General features: G+C 65.0%; 19 protein-coding genes and 1 riboswitch. Of the genes, 10 read left to right on the top strand and 9 right to left on the bottom strand.

Annotated elements, in window-relative coordinates; genetic code table 11:
* Nucleotides 1-54 precede the first annotated feature (54 nt).
* From CLV74_RS20245 to CLV74_RS20235, 3 genes are all read left to right on the top strand, one after another.
* Nucleotides 55-285, top strand: a complete 231-nt coding sequence (locus tag CLV74_RS20245; RefSeq protein WP_240672154.1) for a DUF2933 domain-containing protein — start codon at nt 55-57, stop codon at nt 283-285.
* A gap of 375 nt (nt 286-660) precedes the next feature.
* The gene (locus tag CLV74_RS20240) at nt 661-2,595 is read left to right on the top strand and encodes a protein-disulfide reductase DsbD family protein (RefSeq protein ID WP_281260675.1); all 1,935 of its coding nucleotides are present in this window, start codon (nt 661-663) and stop codon (nt 2,593-2,595) included.
* A gap of 73 nt (nt 2,596-2,668) precedes the next feature.
* Nucleotides 2,669-3,289: a class I SAM-dependent methyltransferase gene (locus tag CLV74_RS20235; protein ID WP_106268401.1), complete on the top strand. Its 621-nt coding sequence runs from the start codon at nt 2,669-2,671 to the stop codon at nt 3,287-3,289.
* A 223-nt stretch (nt 3,290-3,512) separates the two neighbouring features.
* Here the strand turns inward: CLV74_RS20235 and CLV74_RS20230 are convergent, their stop codons facing one another.
* Together CLV74_RS20230 and CLV74_RS20225 are read right to left on the bottom strand one after the other, a co-directional pair.
* Nucleotides 3,513-4,223 (bottom strand): CbtA family protein, encoded by a 711-nt coding sequence (locus CLV74_RS20230; RefSeq protein ID WP_106268386.1) that lies wholly within the window; start codon nt 4,221-4,223, stop codon nt 3,513-3,515.
* Nucleotides 4,224-4,232: 9 nt separating this feature from the next.
* Nucleotides 4,233-4,445 (bottom strand): CbtB domain-containing protein, encoded by a 213-nt coding sequence (locus CLV74_RS20225; RefSeq protein WP_106268384.1) that lies wholly within the window; start codon nt 4,443-4,445, stop codon nt 4,233-4,235.
* Between the two features lie 22 nt (nt 4,446-4,467).
* A riboswitch (cobalamin riboswitch) is annotated at nt 4,468-4,599 on the bottom strand.
* 35 nt (nt 4,600-4,634) lie between these two features.
* On the opposite strand from CLV74_RS20225, the gene CLV74_RS20220 reads away from it, so the two are divergent.
* Nucleotides 4,635-5,177: a histidine phosphatase family protein gene (locus CLV74_RS20220; protein ID WP_058249078.1), complete on the top strand. Its 543-nt coding sequence runs from the start codon at nt 4,635-4,637 to the stop codon at nt 5,175-5,177.
* Here the strand turns inward: CLV74_RS20220 and ccmI are convergent, their stop codons facing one another.
* From ccmI to CLV74_RS20185, 7 genes are read right to left on the bottom strand one after another with little or no spacing between them, the layout of a single operon-like run.
* Complete coding sequence (gene ccmI / locus CLV74_RS20215; protein WP_106268381.1) at nt 5,178-6,314, bottom strand: c-type cytochrome biogenesis protein CcmI; 1,137 nt, start codon at nt 6,312-6,314, stop codon at nt 5,178-5,180.
* Nucleotides 6,311-6,784 (bottom strand): cytochrome c-type biogenesis protein, encoded by a 474-nt coding sequence (locus CLV74_RS20210; RefSeq protein WP_106268379.1) that lies wholly within the window; start codon nt 6,782-6,784, stop codon nt 6,311-6,313. The genes ccmI and CLV74_RS20210 overlap by 4 nt, the downstream gene beginning before the upstream one ends.
* A complete protein-coding gene (locus tag CLV74_RS20205; protein WP_058249081.1) occupies nt 6,781-7,335 on the bottom strand; it encodes a DsbE family thiol:disulfide interchange protein in 555 nt (184 codons plus the stop codon). The genes CLV74_RS20210 and CLV74_RS20205 overlap by 4 nt, the downstream gene beginning before the upstream one ends.
* A gap of 8 nt (nt 7,336-7,343) precedes the next feature.
* Nucleotides 7,344-9,338, bottom strand: coding sequence for a heme lyase CcmF/NrfE family subunit (locus CLV74_RS20200; RefSeq protein ID WP_058249082.1), 1,995 nt, complete (start codon nt 9,336-9,338; stop codon nt 7,344-7,346).
* Nucleotides 9,339-9,365: 27 nt separating this feature from the next.
* Nucleotides 9,366-9,683, bottom strand: a complete 318-nt coding sequence (locus CLV74_RS20195) for an SHOCT domain-containing protein (protein ID WP_234988890.1) — start codon at nt 9,681-9,683, stop codon at nt 9,366-9,368.
* Nucleotides 9,680-11,089: an ATP-binding protein gene (locus tag CLV74_RS20190; protein ID WP_058249083.1), complete on the bottom strand. Its 1,410-nt coding sequence runs from the start codon at nt 11,087-11,089 to the stop codon at nt 9,680-9,682. Before CLV74_RS20190 ends, CLV74_RS20195 begins: the two co-directional genes overlap by 4 nt.
* On the bottom strand, nt 11,086-11,808 hold the full coding sequence (locus CLV74_RS20185) for a response regulator (protein WP_058249084.1): 723 nt from the start codon (nt 11,806-11,808) through the stop codon (nt 11,086-11,088). The genes CLV74_RS20190 and CLV74_RS20185 overlap by 4 nt, the downstream gene beginning before the upstream one ends.
* Before the next feature lie 168 nt (nt 11,809-11,976).
* Between CLV74_RS20185 and CLV74_RS23260 the strand changes: the two genes are divergently transcribed.
* Genes CLV74_RS23260 through CLV74_RS20155 form a run of 6 tightly spaced genes read left to right on the top strand, consistent with a single transcriptional unit; the run spans nt 11,977 to nt 17,664 of the window.
* Entirely contained in the window at nt 11,977-12,504 is a 528-nt protein-coding gene (locus CLV74_RS23260; protein ID WP_058249085.1) for an EF-hand domain-containing protein, read from the top strand.
* A gap of 60 nt (nt 12,505-12,564) precedes the next feature.
* Nucleotides 12,565-12,951, top strand: coding sequence for a DUF302 domain-containing protein (locus tag CLV74_RS20175; RefSeq protein ID WP_058249086.1), 387 nt, complete (start codon nt 12,565-12,567; stop codon nt 12,949-12,951).
* A complete protein-coding gene (locus tag CLV74_RS20170; protein ID WP_106268377.1) occupies nt 12,941-13,414 on the top strand; it encodes a rhodanese-like domain-containing protein in 474 nt (157 codons plus the stop codon). The genes CLV74_RS20175 and CLV74_RS20170 overlap by 11 nt, the downstream gene beginning before the upstream one ends.
* 1 nt (nt 13,415) lies before the next feature.
* Complete coding sequence (locus tag CLV74_RS20165; protein ID WP_058249087.1) at nt 13,416-14,108, top strand: TVP38/TMEM64 family protein; 693 nt, start codon at nt 13,416-13,418, stop codon at nt 14,106-14,108.
* Nucleotides 14,105-15,418 carry an APC family permease gene (locus CLV74_RS20160; protein WP_058249088.1) on the top strand — a complete coding sequence of 438 codons (1,314 nt, stop codon included), beginning with the start codon at nt 14,105-14,107 and terminating at the stop codon, nt 15,416-15,418. Before CLV74_RS20165 ends, CLV74_RS20160 begins: the two co-directional genes overlap by 4 nt.
* A 50-nt stretch (nt 15,419-15,468) precedes the next feature.
* Nucleotides 15,469-17,664, top strand: a complete 2,196-nt coding sequence (locus CLV74_RS20155) for a heavy metal translocating P-type ATPase (RefSeq protein WP_106268374.1) — start codon at nt 15,469-15,471, stop codon at nt 17,662-17,664.
* The last annotated feature ends 91 nt before the right edge of the window (nt 17,665-17,755 follow it).

The following is a 17,755-nucleotide window of genomic DNA, read 5'->3' as shown; positions in this document are numbered from 1 at the left end:
AAGGATTGGGCGATGAAGGATGACAGGCACTCTGCCAGGGGCGCAGGAAAGCTGATGCATTGGGGCATGATGGCCTGCTGCGCCGTGATGCTGCTGCCGATCGCCGGATATTTCATCGGCGGCGGCACATTGTCGGGGCTGGGATCGAATGCACTGGCCTTTGCGCCGCTGGTGCTATGCGTCGGTGCGCACCTTGTCATGCACAAGATGATGGGCAAATCGTGCCACAGCCACGACACTGCCAAATCCGAGGCGCGCTCGGAGCGCCGCCCCGAGGAGGCCTGAAGGACTTGACCCCTCGCGTCTTTGTGCTTGGGGCAATGGCGGTTGTGTCGGGCTGTTCTGCCACGCTCAGTGACTGCTTCCGTTCGCCCTCAGCCCTGTCGACGCAGGGTGGAGATACGGTCGCGGCCTTGCTTCCCCCTGGCTGCGAGATCGTGGACGGATCGTCGCCCGGCGTTGCACAACTGCGTTGCGCAGATGGCCGGACAGGATTCGTTCTGAACACGGGAAACTGACGTGACCATGCTGCGCCGGAAGACGTATTTTGTCGGGTTTCTGACCGCCCTGTCGCTGATTGCGAGCGGGGCCTTGGCCGCCACGTCGGACGTTTATCGTTCGACCCCTGTCATTGCCCGGCTCATCACCGCGCAAAACGGTGTGGCGCCGGGATCACGCAGCTTGGCCGCCGGGTTGGACCTGACCATATCCGAGGGATGGAAGACCTATTGGCGCACGCCGGGAGAGGTCGGCACACCGCCCCGGGTCGACTGGTCCGGCTCGACCAACATCGCCGAAGTCGATTTTCAATGGCCTGCACCGGAACGCTTCACCGCCTTCGGCATCCAGAATTTCGGCTATCATGGAGAGGTTGTGTTCCCCTTGCGGATCACGCTGAAACAGCCCGGCACCGCGGCCCGGCTGCACGCGGCCGTGTCGCTGCTGGTATGCTCCGACATCTGCGTGCCTGAGGATTTCGTCCTGACGCTCGACCTGCCGCCGGGCAGCGGCATCGACCAGACCTCTGCCGACAGGATTGCGCGTTTCGTGGACAAGGTCCCGCAAATGGCCCCCGTTCCGCGCATCACCTCGGCGCAATTCCATGTGGATGACGCGGCCCGCAGCCTGACCGTCGCGCTGCGCAGCACCAAGGCCTTCGACGCGCCCGACATCTTCCCCGAGGCCGGTGACGGCGTCACCTTCGGTGCACCCGACATTCGGCTGGGCGAAGACGGACGCCTGCTTTGGGCGCGGCTCCCGATCCTGTCCTCTGGCCCGCCCGAGACACCGCGTATCACAGTGACCGACGGGGACACCCGCGCCTTTACGGTGCCAGCCACAAAGGTGGCAAGCGCCCCTGCCCCGCCCTTTCGTCTGGCAACGCGGAGGACCGGGGCGGGGATGCTGGCCGGGATCGCCGCGCTTGCCTTCCTTGGCGGTCTGATCCTGAACGTTATGCCCTGCGTGCTGCCCGTCCTGTCGATCAAGTTCTCGTCTGTCCTGCGCCACGGCTCAGAGGATCGCCCGCGCATCCGCCGCGGTTTTCTTGCCGCCGCCGCCGGGGTCCTCACCTTCATGTGGGCGCTTGCGGCGGTACTCTACGGATTGAAATGGGCGGGTGTGTCCGTGGGTTGGGGTCTGCAATTCCAGAACCCGGTCTTCCTTGCAGGTCTGATCGTCGTGATGACGGTTTTTTCCGGCAACCTGCTGGGCGCGTTCGAGATTTCCTTGCCGTCCAGGCTCCAGACATGGATGGCCAATAACGGCGGCGGAGATTTTGCCACAGGCCTTTTCGCGGCGGTCATGGCCACGCCCTGTTCCGCGCCGCTGCTGGGCACCGCCATAGCCTTTGCGCTGGCCGGTCGGGGTCTCGATATCGCCGTGATCTTTACCGCGCTGGGGCTGGGGCTGGCTCTGCCATACCTGCTGGTCGCGGCGTGGCCAGGAGTGGTGACGTGCCTGCCGAAGCCCGGGCGCTGGATGCTGCTGGTCAAGGTGGTTCTGGGGCTGATGCTGTTGGCCACGCTCGGGTGGCTGGTCTGGGTCATGAGCGGTGTCGCCGGGCCGTGGACTGCGCTCATCGTGCTGGCATTGGCGCTGTCGGTGACCGGGTTGCTGTCGCTCAGCCGCCTGTCACCGGGTCCGCGCCTGTCTGGCGCGGCGCTTCTGGTCGCTGTGACGTTGGTGGCCGCTCCCTTCGTGTCCACGCCCGCCGCCTCCCCCGCGCCGGACGGCAGCGCGCTGGCTTGGCAAAGCTTTGCCCGCGCCGAGATCGCGCGGCAGGTGTCGGGCGGGCAGGTCGTCTTTGTCGATGTCACTGCGGATTGGTGCCTGACCTGCAAGGCCAACAAAGCCCTGGTGCTGGAACGCGACCCGGTGCGCACGGCGCTGTCCGCTGACGGCATCACCCTCATGCAGGCCGACTGGACGCGCCCGGACGAGTCGATTGCGCGCTATCTCGAAAGCTTCGACCGTTACGGCATCCCCTTCAACGTCGTCTATGGACCGGGCGCGCCAGAGGGTATCGTCCTGTCGGAAATCCTGACGGACCGATCCGTGCTGAAGGCTCTCGATCGGGCAACCTTGCCGAACTGACATTTAAACATTATGTATATGGAATATGTTGGACCTTTAGTTGGTCTGCAGATCCGCGTCAGTGGGCATGGCCATGTCAGTCGATCGAAAAGAACACTGGGACACCGTCTACGGCAAGACGCCCGAGACCAGCCTGAGCTGGCATCAGGACGATCCGACAGTTTCGCTCGACCTAATTCGGATGGCCGGAATTCCCAGAGGCGCGTCGGTGATCGACATAGGCGGCGGCATGTCCCGTTTCACGGACGCCGTGCTGGCGATGGGGCTGCGCGACGTGACGATTTTGGACCTGTCGCAAGTGGCCTTGGATGCCGCGCGAGACCGGCTGGGGCCCGCAGGGGGCAGCTTGACCTGGCTGTGTAAAGACATCACCACCTGGTCGCCGACGCGACAGTACGACCTGTGGCATGACAGGGCGGTATTCCACTTTCTCACCGACCCCGCCGACAGAGCCGCCTATATCGAGAGCTTGACACGCGCCGTCCGGATCGATGGCCATGCCATCATAGCCACTTTTGCGCCGGACGGACCGGATCGGTGCAGCGGCCTGCCGGTCGTCCGCTACAGCCCCGAGAATATCGCGGTGCTTTTGGCAGACAGTTTCGCGCCGGTGGCGCATCGCCGCCACCTCCACCAAACCCCGAAAGGCGCGGAGCAAGCTTTTCAATTTAGCCTGATCCGTCGGGTCGGCTGACCTCAGTCTCCCCCGAGTTGCGCCAGTATTGCCTGAACCTCTGCCTTGCGCGCAAACCACGCGTCTTGGCCAGTCGCGCGTGCGGACGGCCAGTTGCGGCCCTGACATCGGGAAACAACTCGCTGATCTGGCAACGCTTTGGTCGCGCCGGAATTCCGCCGCAAGCACCGAACGTGAAGGTTACTTTCTGAACGTCACCGTGCCGATATCTGTACACCTCCCGTCAAATGGATTGGCCGAACCGTTCGACCAGCCAGCCAAAGGCGATCCCCGTGCTGGCCCACAGCGTTGCCTGCACCGCCAATGTCGATGCCCGGAACTGCCAGAGCAGATCGCGCGGAAAGGCCGGGTCCACCTCGTGGAACGAGGGCAACAGGATCGCTGCCCCGGACATGACCCCTGCGTAGATCCCCGCCCCGATCAGCATCTTGCGTCGTCGCGAAGCGATCCCTTTCACCGCCGAGACAGCCGGCCCGAGGGTTGCCAACGACAGCGCCAGAAAGGCGAAATAGGCCAGGGTGCGCGCCCCGATCGTTTCGGGGTTGCCAACTGCTGGCGGATTTCCCGGAAACTTCAGCATGGGAACGACGATCACCGCGGCAAAGCCCAACGCCGTGATCCAGGCCACCGTGGCCCGTGTCGATCCATGCAGGATCCGCCCCCGCGCCACGGCAAAGCTGATTGCCAGGATCCCGCCCAGGGCCACGCCCACGGCGGCGAGACCGACGAACAATCCAGGACCAGCCTGCAAATGGCGCGACATGCCGCCGGTATCGGAAAGATCCGGCGTATCTGTCGCGTGTGTGTGGCTGTCGGTGGTTTCCATCGCGATGGCCGCGTCCAGCGCAGGTTCACCGACAAGTCGCGCCACGCCGAACGTCACCACGGACGCCAACAGCCCGGCCAGAAGGCCGAGCACAAGAAGACGAGTCATCGCTGTAACTTAGTGGCAGGGAAAGCCAAGAAGGTGGCGCGCATCGTGCACGAATTCGTGCACGTCGGTCCCGGCGAAAACAGACCATGCGCCCTGCTCTGCACCAACGAAATAGACCAGCAGGACAGCCAGCAGCGCGGCCAGGATCGCCCAAGGGGCAATGTCCCGCATAGGGATGGCGGGAAGATCGCTCGAAACGGCGGGACGGGTTGCGACAGTCATTTGGTACTCCTTCTGATGACGCGTCATGAGTATTTTCCAGGGATCCGTGTCTGACTTACGCTTGCGCGATCACAGTGGCGCGACCGTGCCGGATTTTCACCGGCTTCCGTATTCCCCTGTGTCTGATCGATAGGCCAGAATGCCTCGAGCTGCCAACATTTTCTTGCCTCGCCTGTACGAAAGCCCCCCATGCGCCTGATCCTCGTTGCCGCGCCCATGTCTGCGCATCACCCCTTTCGCCTTGCCGCGGATATGAGCGCTGCGCAGGTACAGCGGGCACGTACCCTCTCTGGCCGGCTTGGGGGCAGTGCTTGCCAGACCGCGCCAGGGACCGGTGTCTTGGCCTTGGAGCTTGGATTGCAGCCAAACGACTGCGCGGCGCTCGGCGCGCAGGATTTCGGGCACTGGACAGACATGACCCTGGACGAAGTCGCCGCCACCGATCCCGAGGCACTGTCACTGTGGACCCGTGACCCCGAAGCTCGCCCCGGCGGGGGTACCTCCCTGACAGACCTCTGCGCGACCGTACGACCCTGGCTGGACCAGATGGCGGCCTCGTCGGCAGATCGTGTGGTGGCTCTGGCGGCCCCGCCCGTGCTGCGCGGAGTCATTGTCAGCGCGCTGGACCTGCCGCCTATTGCCGGGTTCCGGCTGGATATCCATCCTCTCGCCCCGATCCACCTGGTACACGACGGTCAACGATGGACATGGCGGCCCGGTAACCCGGACTGATCACGGGTTTTCCAGACGTGCGATGCTTGCCCTGACCTCTGCCTTGCGCGCATCGCCCTCGGGCAACAGCGCATCCGCGCGAAGGTAAGCGTCCCGCGCCTTGTCCATCTCTTGGAGCACGCCATAGGCATTCGCCAGCCTGAGCCATCCGTTCACGTCATCCGGTTCATCCTCAAGCCGCGTCGCCAGACGATCCACCATGGACCGTATGAAAACCGCCCTGTCGCCTTCGCTCATCTCCTGTGCGGCGGCGACATCGGCGGCACTGGGGCTGCGGGCAACAGGCGCACGCGACGCGATGGGCGCCCGGCCGAGTGTTTGTGCGAATGCATTCGCCTGCGCAATATAGGTGTCCATCCAGGGCTGGTAGCCCGGCGTCTCGGCCAGTCGCGCCGTCAGGCGGTCATGAGCTGCCCCGACCTCTCCTGCCTGCGCGTCCGCGATCGCAAGGTAGAACGCCGCCGCCGGGTTCGAGAGGTCCAGCGTCAGCGCCCTGTTCAAAGCGGTCACCGCGTCCGGCGTGACGGTTCCGTCATTGGCCCGGATCATCGCCTCGGCCAGCATCGACCATGTCGCCGAAACCGCGTCGTCACGGCCAGAGGCCGTCCGGAAGGCGGTAACGGCTTCGTCGAATTGTCCCATGCGCGCATAGGTCTGGCCCAACAACATCCAGCCATCGGTCGGGCCGCCGTCGGGATCGGCCCTCAGCCTTTCGCGCAATTGCCCAGCCAAATCGGCGATCCGTCGCGTGTCGGCGCGCTCGTCGGCGCGGTCGGCGAAGGCCACAGCCGGCACGTCGGGCGCACCGGCGAACGAATAGTAGCCAAAGGCCATGACCGGGACAAACACCGCCGCGAGGATCAGCGCGCCGCGCCCGCCTGTCGTCGTGACGGTCTGCCGATCAGCGCGCCGCAGCACCTGCGCCATGCGGCGGCGGATTTCCTGCCTTGCGGCCTCTGCTTCGGGTGCAGAGACCAGCCCCCGCGCCATGTCGCGGTCGATTTCTTCGAGCTGGTCGACCAGAACCGCCGGCACGGCGTCGGCGCGCAAGACCGGTGCCATGCCTGCCCGGCGCATCGGAAACAGCGCGATGGTCAGACCAGCAATCGCCATGATGGCGAAAATACCCCAGATCATTCCGATCCTCCCTGTTTGTATCGGTCCATGGCCGCTGCAATGCGCGCCTCGTCTTCGGGATCGAGCGCCGCGTCGGTGCGTCGGCGTCGGGCCCGCGAAAGACTGAGCCCCCCGGTCAGCACCGCTGCAAAAATCAGGACCAGCGGCGCAAGCCAAAGCACCACGGTCCGACGTGTGAACGGCGGTTTCAACAGGACGAAATCTCCGTAGCGCGCGTGGATGTAGTCGACCACTTCCGCATTGCTGTCGCCCGCGGTCAGCCGTTCACGTACGAGCAGCCGCAAATCCCGCGCCACCCCGGCGTTGGAACTGTCGATGTCCTGGCTCTGGCAAACCACGCAGCGCAGCTGCTTGGAGATCACGCGGGCGCGCGCCTCAAGCGCCGGGTCGGCCAGGATCTCGTCCGGCTCTACAGCCTGCGCGAGCATGGGCAAGACAGCCAACAGAACGGCGAGCACCACCGCCCTCATGACAGGCCGCCTTGCGCCTGCTGCAACGCGAGCGTGAATTTTGCCACGGCGTCCTCGCCCACGATCGGCCCGACATAGCGATACAGAACCGTTCCGTCTCCGCCGACGATGAAGGTTTCCGGAACGCCGGAAATGCCCCATTCGATACCCGCCCGACCATCGAGGTCAGAGCCGATGGCACTGTACGGGTTGCCCAACTCGGCGAGCCAACGCAGGGCGTCCTCGGGCTTGTCCTTGTAGTTGATGCCCAGAAGGCGCACCCCGTCCCGTTCGACGAACCGCGACAGGACCGCATGTTCGGCCTTGCACGGCACGCACCACGAGGCAAAGACATTGACCACCACGGGGCCGGGATTGCCCGACAGGTCCGCTGTTGCAAGGCCCGGCACGTCGAGTCCTGGGACCGGGTCCAGCGCAAACTCCGGCACCGGGTGCGAGATCAGAACCGAGGGGATATCATTTGGGTCACGCTCAGGGTCCAGTCCCCAAAGGAAAAAGGCCCCGAGGATGGCCGCCAACACCAACGGCAGCCCGGCTAACATGCGTTTCATGGTCACTCCTATTCGGCGGGCTGGGGTTGCGGTCGGCGCGCCCGCCGTGGCGCCCCGACGCGCAGGCGACGGTCCGATAGCGACAGCGCGCCACCCAGCACCAGCAGGCCCGCACCAATCCACAGCAGGTTCACCAGCGGTTCGTACAGGATGCGCAGGGTCCACGCCCCGCCCTTGGCCGCCGTGTCCGAGGCCGGTTCCGTGATCGAGGCGTAGAGATCCCCTGCCAGGGTCGAGCGGATCGCGGATTCCGTTGTCGTCGACCGGGCCACGGGATAGCTGCGCCGTTCGGGGAACAAAGTCGTCACGTAGCTGCCATTGCGCCAAACCTTCAACCGGCCCTGATCGGCCAGATAATTCGGCCCGCGACGCTTCTCGACCCCCTCGAACAGGACCTCGAACCCGGCAATCTCGATGCGGTCCCCAGGTCGGACAAAGGCTATTTCTTCGCTCTTCCAGGCGCTTGACCCGACCATGCCCAGTATGACCACCGCCAGCCCGGCATGAGCCAGCGTCATGCCATGCGACGCCCGTGGTAGTGCGCGGGCGCGGCGGGCCGATTCGGACAGCGGTGCGTCGAACAGCTTGATCCGCAGCGCCCATTCCCGAAGCGTCGCAAACAGCAGCCAGAGCGCTGCGGCAACCGCGACATAGGCCAACACAGGCGCACCGGTCTGAACATACCAAAGCATCAGAGTCGCAGCGAGGCACAGCAGCGCCACGAAGCGCACCCGTTGGAGCACCCCGCCAATATCGGCGCGCTTCCACGACAGGAACGGCCCGATCCCCATGAACAGCACGAGGACCAGCATCATCGGGACGAAAGCGGCGTTGAAGAACGGTGGTCCGACCGAAATCTTGTCGCCGGTCAACGCCTCCAGCAGCAGCGGGTAGAGCGTTCCGAACAGCACCGTCCCGGTCGCCGCCGCGAGGATCAGATTGTTGAGCAGCAGGCCTGCCTCTCGGCTGACGGGCCGGAACAGGCCGCCGCCCTCCATCTCGGGGGCCCGCCACGCATAAAGCGCCAACGACCCGCCGATGGACAGGCCCAACAGCCCGAGGATGTACAGCCCGCGCTCTGGATCGACGGCAAACGCATGAACCGAGGTCAGCAGCCCCGAACGCACGATGAAGGTGCCCAGCAGCGACAACGAAAATGTCAGGATCGCCAGCAGGATCGTCCAGCTTTTGAAGGCGTCGCGCTTTTCCGTGACGATGGCGGAATGCAGCAGCGCCGTTCCCATTAGCCACGGCATGAAGCTGACATTCTCCACCGGGTCCCAGAACCACCAGCCGCCCCAGCCCAACTCGTAATAAGCCCACCACGATCCCAGCGCGATCCCGGCTGTCAGGCTCATCCACGCAGCCAGCGTCCACGGCCGCACCCAGCGCGCCCAGGCGGCATCGACCCTCCCTTCGAGCAAGGCCGCAACCGCAAAGGAAAACACGATGGAAAAGCCTACATACCCGAAATACAGCAGCGGCGGATGCATGGCGAGACCAACGTCCTGCAACAGCGGGTTCAGGTCATTGCCATTCGCGGGCGGCGGAAAGACCCGTTCGAACGGGTTCGAGGTGAACAGCAGGAAGCTCAGGAAACCGACGCTGATCCAGGCCTGCACCGACAGGACGCGCGCCTTGGTGGCGGCGGGGATGTTCGATCCGAACAAGGCCACGCCCGCGCCGAACACCGCAAGGATCAGCACCCACAACAGCAGCGAGCCTTCGTGGCTGCCCCATGTGCCGGCGATCTTGAACAGCATCGGTTTCAGCGAATGGGAATTCTCAACCACGTTCAGCACGGTAAAGTCGCTGACCACGAAAGAGCGCATCAAGGCGGCAAAGGCCAACCCGACAAAAACCACCTGCCCCATGGCCGAGGATTGCGCGGATTGCATCCACACGACGTTGCCGCGCGACGCGCCCAGAATAGGCAACACGCTCTGAACAATGGCCAAGGCCAGCGCCAATGCCAGTGAGAAATGTCCGATTTCCGGGATCATGCTTGGCCTCCCTCGGGGGTGTCGCGGTTATTTGTCCAGCGCAGCTTTGCGACGCTGGAACTCCTCTTCGTCGATCTCGCCCCGCGCATAGCGCAGGCGCAGTTCCTCAAGGGGATCCGGCGCATCGGACACGGCTGGCCCGCTGTCGCCACGGCCCGTCAGCCGCATCACGACCAGTACGACGATCGCAATCACGAGGCCCCAGAACAGCAGCATCCCGAACCCGCCAAGGCCAAATCCGAAACCGCCCATGCCATAGCCGTTCATCATGCCGTCATCGGCATCGGCCAGCGCAGGTGCTGCGCCGGCCAGCGCCGCGCCCAGTGAAATCAGGATCTGTCTCATGGTGTTTCTCCTTCGGTGTTGGCCGCATGTCCGTTCGGCAGCCGCACCCGTGCCCGCAACCCGCCTTCGGGCCGGTTCGTCAGAGTGACATCGCCGCCATGCGACTGGATGATCGTCCGGGCGATGGACAGTCCCAGCCCATGCCCGCCGGTTTCCAGCGACCGCGACTCTTCGAGCCGCACAAACGGGTCAAAGACCTTGTCCAACTGGTCCTCGGGGATGCCCGGTCCGTCGTCGTCAACGATCAGAACCACCTCCCCGCCAGTCTTTTGCCAATCGATGCGCGCCATATGGCCGTAGCGCAGGGCGTTTTCGATCAGGTTGCGCAAGGCGCGGCGCATGGCGTTGGGGCGCAAGCGCAGTTCGGTGTCGTCGGCTCCCAGCAGGTCGACCCCGGCGGGCAGGGTCTGGCACAGAGCGCCGAGGTAGTCGTGCAGATTGACGCGTTCGGGCTGCTCTGATCCGGTCAGTCCGCGTGCGAAAGTCAACGTTGCCTCGACCATGCCCTGCATTTCCTCGACCGAGGCGACGATGCTGTCGCGGGTTTCGTCGTCGTCGACCATCTCGGCACGCACCCGCATCGCCGTCAGGGGCGAGCGCAGGTCGTGCCCCAGCGCCGCCAGCATCCGCGTCCGGTCATTGACGAAGCGGGTCAGGCGTTCCTGCATCCGGTTGAAGGAAACCGTCAGGTCGCGGACCTCGGTCGGGCCGGCAACGGGCAGTTCAGGCACGTCCTCGCCCCGCCCCAGCCGGTCGGCGGCCCGCGCCAGCCGCCGCAGCGGGCCGGTCAACCGCGTCATGACGAACCAGATCACCACGATCAGCAGCACCGTAGCCGACAGCACAAAGGCCAGCATGGATTCCAGCGGCCACTGGATCGGCGGGCGTTCGAAGCGGGTGCCCACATTCAGCCAGTGCCCCCCGGAAATGGCTATTGATAGGTTCATCTCGATGGCTGTCAGCTCGCCCCGCATCATCGCCATGTGCATCTCTGTCATCTCGCGCGACAGATTGGCGAGCGGCATCAACTGGCCCTCGATCTGGTGAAGCTCGACACGGATGTCGCGGCTGTAGCTGTCATCCAGCAGGGTACGGATGCGGCTTTCGACCAGACCGCCATCGGAATGGTCGCTGTGCTGAACCAAGGCCGTCTGCGACAGGTCGAACCGCACGAGAGGCGAATTTGCCGCCCGCAGGATCGAGGCATGCAGATCGGGTGGCGCCTCTTCGATCAGGCGCGCCACGTTGGCTGCACGCCCCGCCGCCTCGAAGCCAAGCGCCGCACGGATCGCAAGGCTGCGCTCGTCGGCGAACAGCAGCAGGCTGATGATCTGCGCCACGGTCAGCGCCGCTACGATCAGCAGGACCAACTGCCAGCGCAGCGTCATCGCGGCACGCAGGCTCATGCCTCGGCCTCGACATCGCAGGCAAGGCTGTAGCCGCCATTGCGCACCGTCTTAATGATGCGCGGGCGCAACACGTCGGGCTCGATCTTGCGGCGCAGGCGGCTGATCTGGTTGTCGATGGTGCGGTCCAGCGGTCCGGCCATGCGGCCTGCCGTCAGGTCCAGCAACTGATCCCGGCTCAGCACAATGCGCGGGCGTTCCAAAAAGACCGACAGCAGCTTGAACTCAGCGCTGGTCAGCGCCGTTTCGGCGCCCGATTCGTCGCGCAGAATCTGCCGGTCCGTGTCCAGTAGCAGGTGGGCAAAACGCACCGTCTGGCCCGCCAGCCGCCCGGCCATGGGGGCTTCGCGCGTGGTCCGCCGCAGGACGGACTTGATCCGGGCAAGCAATTCGCGGGGATTGAACGGCTTGGCCAGATAGTCATCCGCCCCCAGCTCCAGCCCGACGATCCGGTCGGTTTCCTCACCAAGGGCGGTCAGAAGGATGATGGGCAGATCGCCTTGCGGCGACAGACGGCGACAGACGGACAGGCCGTCCTCGCCCGGCATCATGACGTCCAGCACCATCAGGTCGAATTGGCCGACCGCAAGGCAGGCATCCATTTCGGCCGCATCCTTGGCTGCGGTGGCGCGCACCCCGTTCTTTTGCAGAAACCGCGTGACGCTTTCGCGGATCTGGGCGTGATCGTCGACCACGAGAATATGCGGTTGCTGTCCCATGCGCCCCTTCTAACGGACCGGGGCCGGGAACTTCACCGGTCGATTTGTAGCGGTTTGTATCACGCCCCGGCTTTGCGACAGATCGTTACAAATCCGGGGCTGCATGTCGCCCGAAAACAGCGTTTGACTGGGGCCGGAAACGACACTCTCAAGCGAAAGGAGCACACGATGCCCCGATTTACACAAGCTGTCTCTGTTCTTGCGGTTCTGGCACTGACCGCAGCGCCCGCCCTTGCGGACTCAGACCACCACACCGGAAACGGCGCCGGCCCGACGGGCGGTGACATGGCGATTCCCCAGATGAATGGCGACATGCACAACACCATGATGCAGATGATGATGCGGATGCACGCGGGCGGCGACATGCCGATGATGGGCATGGGGTCCTCCGCAATGGGGATGATGGACCGCGACATGATGCAGATGATGCGCCCCATGATGGGCCCGTCCGGTGACGGCATGGGGGACATGGGCGACATGATGCGGCAAGGCATGATGTCCCATGACGGCGACGGGGACGACAGCCTGAGCCTTGACGAATTCGCCGATTGGCACGCACAGATGATGAAGGAGACGATGGTCGATCGCTTCCAGCATCTCGATGCCGACGGCGACGGCAAGATCACCGGTTCCGAAATGCAGGGCTTTGCCGGGCGGATCGGTTCCATGCCGAGGATGGACCCCGCGCAGGAATGAGCCAGTTACACGGGCATGGCCCCGGCAATCGGGCCATGCCGCAACGATAGGAGACCTGCCATGAGCTATACCCATGACCGCCTGCTGAGCGGCGTGTCGATCGACGACGCCGACATGCGCGTGCGCGCAGCCCTGTCCGAGGCGGGGTTCGGCGTGCTGACCGAAATCGACGTCAAGGCGACGATGAAAAAGAAGATCGACGCCGAAATGGAGGGCTACCGCATCCTTGGTGCCTGCAATCCCAAGATGGCGTATGAGGCCATCGGGCTGGAACCGCGCGTCGGCGCGATGCTGCCCTGCAACGTCATCCTGCGCGAAGTCGAGGGCGGCACCGAAGTCAGCGCGATCGATCCCGTCGCGTCGATGGCGGCAATCGACAACGACCAGTTGCACGCCGTCGCGGGCCAGGTCCGCGACATGCTGATGGGGGCTGTCGATGCGGCCTGATCGCACGCGGCGGTTCGTGCTGGCAGGGCTGGCGGCTTCGGGCGCGGCGCCGTTTGCAGTTCCTTCCTGGGCGCAGGGCACGGGCGCATGGTCCGCCGGTCAGGCTTATGATGCGCTGTTGAACGATACTGCGCGGGTGATCGACATCCGCTCTCGCGAGGAATGGCAGGAAACCGGGATCGGCGCCGGGGTCTGGCCGATCAGCATGCACGAAGCCCGCTTTGCCGACCGCCTCTTTGCGGCCCGCTCCCACGCGGGCGAGCGCACCGTCGGGCTGATCTGCGCCACGGGCGGGCGGTCGCTGTCGGTGCTGGGCGCGTTGATGCGGGCGGGCTACACCGGGTATGCCGATATCTCCGAGGGGATGCTGGGCTCCGGGGCCGGGCCGGGCTGGATCGCCGCCGGGCTGCCCGTGGTGCCGCTGGATGCGGCGCTTGCATCCCTCCCAGAGGCGCTGACCTGACATGACCGGGCGCGGCGTGGATCGGTTCAGTCCGGCGCTTCGCCCCTTTGTGTGGATCGCGGCGGCGCTGCTTGGCGCGCTGGCCCTGTACTGGCTGCTGGGTGGGCAGATGCCGACGATCGACCGCGCGCGGGTCGAAACTTGGGTCCATGCCGCGGGCCCTTGGGGGCCTGTCGCCGTTGTCGCACTGATGACCGCCGCCGTTGTCGCCAGCCCGATCCCCAGCGCGCCCATCGCGCTGGCGGCAGGTGCCGCCTATGGGCACTATGCCGGGGCAGCCTACGTCGCCCTCGGGTCCGAGATCGGCGCGGTCATCGCCTTTGCCCTTGCCAGGACGCTCGGGCGCGGCACGGTCGAGCGTTTATTGGGCCACAGTGCCGATCGCGGGCTGTTCGGTTCGCAAAACGCATTGACACTGACGGTCTTTGTCAGCCGCCTGCTGCCCTTCGTATCGTTCGACGCGATGAGTTATGCCGCCGGACTGAGCCGCCTGCACGCCTGGCGCTTTGCGCTGGCGACGATGGCCGGAATCCTGCCCGCCAGCTTCGTTCTGGCCCATGTGGGCAGCGTCGCCATGCAGGGAGATTTCGGGTCGGCGGAATGGCTGGCCCTCGGCCTGGGGCTGGTCACGGCGGTACCGCTGCTGGTGCTGGCCTTGCGGCACCGGGACGATGACAAGAGGAATACGGAATGACTTCGGACTATCGCAAGAACAGCCTGACCCTGCTGGATGCCATCGCCATGGGTACCGGCGTGATGATCGGCGCCGGGATCCTCGCGCTGACCGGTCAGATCGCAGCTTTGGCGGGGCCGCTCTTCCCCTTCGCCTTCATCGCCGGTGCCGTTGTCACCGCCTTCAGCGCCTACACCTATGTCAAGATGTCGAACGCCTACCCCTCTGCGGGCGGCATAGGGATGATCTTGCAAAAAGCCTATGGCCCAACGACTGTCGCCGCCGGGGCCGCCCTGCTGATGGCGCTGTCGATGGTCATCAACGAAAGCCTCGTGGCGCGGACCTTTGCCACCTACCTGCTGCGCGGGCTCGACATGCCGCGCGACACATGGCTTGTGCCCGCCATCGGCGTAAGCGTCATCGTGTTTGCGTGGCTGGTCAATGTCGCGGGCAACCGGTCCGTCGGCTGGCTGTCGGTGCTGATGGCAGCGCTGAAGGTCGGGGGCATCACCGTTTTCGGCATAGCAGCGCTTTGGGCGGGCGGGATCAGCTTCGAGGCGACCGGGGGACAGCAAGACACCGGGATCACCGGATTTGTCGCCTCGATGGCTCTGGCGATCCTTGCCTTCAAGGGGTTCACGACCATCACGAACAGCGGGGCCGAAATCACGAACCCGCACCGCAACGTTGGCCGTGCCATCATCGTTTCCATCGCCATCTGTACGCTGGTCTACCTGTTGGTCGCCTTTGCCGTCGGCAGCAGTCTGCCGCTGGACCGGATCGTTGCTGCACGGGACTATGCGCTGGCCGAGGCCGCGGAACCGGCCCTGGGGCGGACCGGGTTCTACCTGACCGTCGGCCTGGCGCTCGTGGCGACGGCCTCCGGCCTGATCGCCAGCGTCTTTGCCGTGTCCCGCATGCTGGCCATGCTGACCGAGATGCGGATGATCCCGCACAGCCATTTCGGCATGCCCGGCGTCATCCGCGACCACACCTTAGTCTACACGGTTGTGATTGCCACGCTGCTGACCATCTTCTTCGATCTCGGACGCATCGCGTCGCTGGGGGCGTTCTTCTATCTGGTGATGGACATGCTGATCCATTGGGGAGTGTTCCGCAATCTGCGGACCGAGGTGGGCGCGCGCGGCTGGGTCTTGCTGACCGCAATCGGATTGGACGCCGTCGTGTTGGCTGCCTTTGCCGGGATGAAGGTGCAGGCCGACCCGTGGATCGTGGTGATCGCAGGTGTCGGAATGATCATCGTTTTTGGCTTCGAGCACATCTTCTTGCGTCGGCACCCGCCCAAAATGCATCACCATCACGGCGCTTGACCTTCCCCTTGCTGGAGGGCCCATGACTGATACGGGAAAGGACTTCGATCATGCCCGACCATGCCCACCACTCCCATTCGCAGCATGCCCCGATCCCGGCTGGCGCCCCTACGGCCACGGACCCGGTCTGTGGTATGACCATCGAAGTCAAGGACGACACCCGAACGCAGACCTTTGGAGGAGAGACCCATCATTTCTGCTCGGCCTCCTGCGAGGACAGGTTCAAGGCTGACCCGTGGTTCTATGCGTCCGGCAATGCCGACAAGACAGGCCAACAGGCCCAACCCGGCACGCAATGGACCTGCCCCATGCACCCCGAGATCGTCCGCGACGAACCGGGGGCCTGCCCGATCTGCGGCATGGCGCTGGAACCGATGCTACCCAGCGACGAACCGTCCGAAGAACTGACCGACTTCACCCGCCGGATGTGGATCAGCGCCGCGGCGGCGGTGCCTTTGGTCATCCTGACGATGGGAGAGCTTGTCGGCCTGCCCGTCCGCGACTGGCTGGGTCACCGTATCGCGACCTACATCGAATTCCTGTTGGCCACGCCCATCGTCCTGTGGGCCGCGCTGCCGTTCTTCAGACGCGGGCTGGACTCGTTCCGCAACCTGTCACCCAACATGTGGACGCTGATCTCGCTTGGGGTCGGGTCGGCATATGTCTATTCGATCTTTGCCACCTTCCTGCCAAGTGTCTTCCCCGAGGACTACCGGATGGGCGAAGGCGTCGGCACCTATTTCGAGGCCTCGGTCGTCATCGTCGCCCTGATTTTCGTCGGGCAGGTGCTGGAACTCCGCGCGCGCGAACGCACCGGCGATGCGATCCGCGCCCTGCTGGACCTTGCTCCAAAGACCGCTCGCCGCATCCTGCCCGATGGCGAGGAATACGATGCGCCGCTGGAAAACGTGGTCGCGGGCGACATGCTGCGCGTCCGCCCCGGCGACAGCATTCCGGTGGATGCCGAAGTGGTCGAGGGTCGGTCCTCGGTTGATGAAAGCATGATCACCGGCGAACCCGTGCCCATCGAAAAGACCGCAGGCGACCGCGTCACCGGCGGCACGATCAACAAGAATGGCACGCTGGCGATCCGCGCCACGCAAGTCGGTGCCGACACGGTGCTTTCCCAGATCGTCGACATGGTCGCGGGCGCCCGCCGGTCGCGGGCGCCAATCCAAGGTCTGGCAGACCGGGTTTCGGCGATCTTCGTACCCACCGTGGTCGGTATTGCAACGCTGGCCTTCTTCGCGTGGCTTTTGATCGGTCCTGACCCGGCGCTGGCGTTTGCCATCACCGCCGCCGTTTCCGTACTGATCATCGCCTGCCCCTGTGCGCTGGGGCTGGCTACGCCGATCTCGATCACCACCGCCGCCGGGCGTGGCGCGCAGGCGGGCGTGCTGATCAAGGACGCCGAGGCACTGGAGCGCATGGCCCGCGTCGATACCGTCATCGTCGACAAGACCGGCACGCTGACCATGGGCAAGCCCACCCTGACCGACGTGGTCGGCCTGTCGGGCGCGAACGAGGCTGACGTGCTGGCCTATGCCGCCGCCCTGGAACGCGGCTCCGAACACCCTCTGGCCGAAGCCATCGTTCAGGGTGCACGGGACAGGGGCGCCCCACGCCACGACGCAAGTGAATTCGATGCGGTAACGGGCAAAGGCGTCACCGGACGGGTTGAAGGCCGCGATGTGGCTCTTGGCAACCCGGCGTTGATGGCGGCTCTGGGGGTCGACACGTCTGCTGGGGACGCGCCCGCCGATGCGATGCGCGCGGACGGTAAGACGGCCATGTATGTTGCCCTTGACGGAACGCTGGCCGGTCTGGTCGCCGTTGCCGACCCGATCAAGGACACGACCGCCGCAGCGATCCGCGACCTGCACGCGCTTGGCCTTAGGGTCATCATGGCGACCGGCGACAACCAGCGCACCGCCGAAGCGGTCGCGCGCCAACTCGATATCGACGAGGTCCGCGCGGGCGTTCTGCCCGAGGACAAGAAATCCCTTGTCGAGGAGTTGCGTGCGCAAGGCGCCTATATCGCGATGGCCGGCGACGGGGTGAATGACGCCCCTGCCCTTGCCGCCGCCGATGTCGGGATTGCCATGGGCACCGGAGCCGACGTGGCTGTCGAAAGCGCAGGGATCACCCTTCTGGGCGGCGACCTGACCGGCATTGTACGCGCCCGCAAACTGGCCACCGCAACGCTTCGCAACATCAAGGAAAACCTGTTCTTTGCCTTCGCCTAGGGTCAGGATGCATTGATTTTCAAAGCGCTGCGTGATTCACGGCCCGGAAAACGGAGCGGTGACATGAGCGACCTTTTCTGGCTGACCGACG

This window comes from Donghicola tyrosinivorans (genome assembly GCF_003003355.1).
Taxonomy (GTDB): Bacteria; Pseudomonadota; Alphaproteobacteria; order Rhodobacterales; family Rhodobacteraceae; genus Donghicola; species Donghicola tyrosinivorans.
Note: the sequence above shows the minus strand (reverse complement) of the source record. Positions and strands in the feature narration are given on the sequence as shown.

Bases quoted from the DNA above. Each gene is read 5' to 3' on its own strand.
- CLV74_RS20160 (WP_058249088.1), top strand. From the start codon at position 14,105: ATGACTTCGGACTATCGCAAGAACAGCCTGACCCTGCTGGATGCCATC.
- ccmI (WP_106268381.1), bottom strand. From the start codon at position 6,314: ATGATCTGGGGTATTTTCGCCATCATGGCGATTGCTGGTCTGACCATC.
- CLV74_RS20175 (WP_058249086.1), top strand. From the start codon at position 12,565: ATGAGCTATACCCATGACCGCCTGCTGAGCGGCGTGTCGATCGACGAC.
- CLV74_RS20230 (WP_106268386.1), bottom strand. From the start codon at position 4,223: ATGACTCGTCTTCTTGTGCTCGGCCTTCTGGCCGGGCTGTTGGCGTCC.
- CLV74_RS20195 (WP_234988890.1), bottom strand. From the start codon at position 9,683: ATGAGACAGATCCTGATTTCACTGGGCGCGGCGCTGGCCGGCGCAGCA.
- CLV74_RS20185 (WP_058249084.1), bottom strand. From the start codon at position 11,808: ATGGGACAGCAACCGCATATTCTCGTGGTCGACGATCACGCCCAGATC.
- CLV74_RS20190 (WP_058249083.1), bottom strand. From the start codon at position 11,089: ATGAGCCTGCGTGCCGCGATGACGCTGCGCTGGCAGTTGGTCCTGCTG.
- CLV74_RS20205 (WP_058249081.1), bottom strand. From the start codon at position 7,335: ATGAAACGCATGTTAGCCGGGCTGCCGTTGGTGTTGGCGGCCATCCTC.
- CLV74_RS20220 (WP_058249078.1), top strand. From the start codon at position 4,635: ATGCGCCTGATCCTCGTTGCCGCGCCCATGTCTGCGCATCACCCCTTT.
- CLV74_RS20210 (WP_106268379.1), bottom strand. From the start codon at position 6,784: ATGAGGGCGGTGGTGCTCGCCGTTCTGTTGGCTGTCTTGCCCATGCTC.
- CLV74_RS20245 (WP_240672154.1), top strand. From the start codon at position 55: ATGCATTGGGGCATGATGGCCTGCTGCGCCGTGATGCTGCTGCCGATC.
- CLV74_RS20225 (WP_106268384.1), bottom strand. From the start codon at position 4,445: ATGACTGTCGCAACCCGTCCCGCCGTTTCGAGCGATCTTCCCGCCATC.
- CLV74_RS20165 (WP_058249087.1), top strand. From the start codon at position 13,416: ATGACCGGGCGCGGCGTGGATCGGTTCAGTCCGGCGCTTCGCCCCTTT.
- CLV74_RS20155 (WP_106268374.1), top strand. From the start codon at position 15,469: ATGCCCGACCATGCCCACCACTCCCATTCGCAGCATGCCCCGATCCCG.
- CLV74_RS20170 (WP_106268377.1), top strand. From the start codon at position 12,941: ATGCGGCCTGATCGCACGCGGCGGTTCGTGCTGGCAGGGCTGGCGGCT.
- CLV74_RS23260 (WP_058249085.1), top strand. From the start codon at position 11,977: ATGCCCCGATTTACACAAGCTGTCTCTGTTCTTGCGGTTCTGGCACTG.
- CLV74_RS20200 (WP_058249082.1), bottom strand. From the start codon at position 9,338: ATGATCCCGGAAATCGGACATTTCTCACTGGCATTGGCGCTGGCCTTG.
- CLV74_RS20235 (WP_106268401.1), top strand. From the start codon at position 2,669: ATGTCAGTCGATCGAAAAGAACACTGGGACACCGTCTACGGCAAGACG.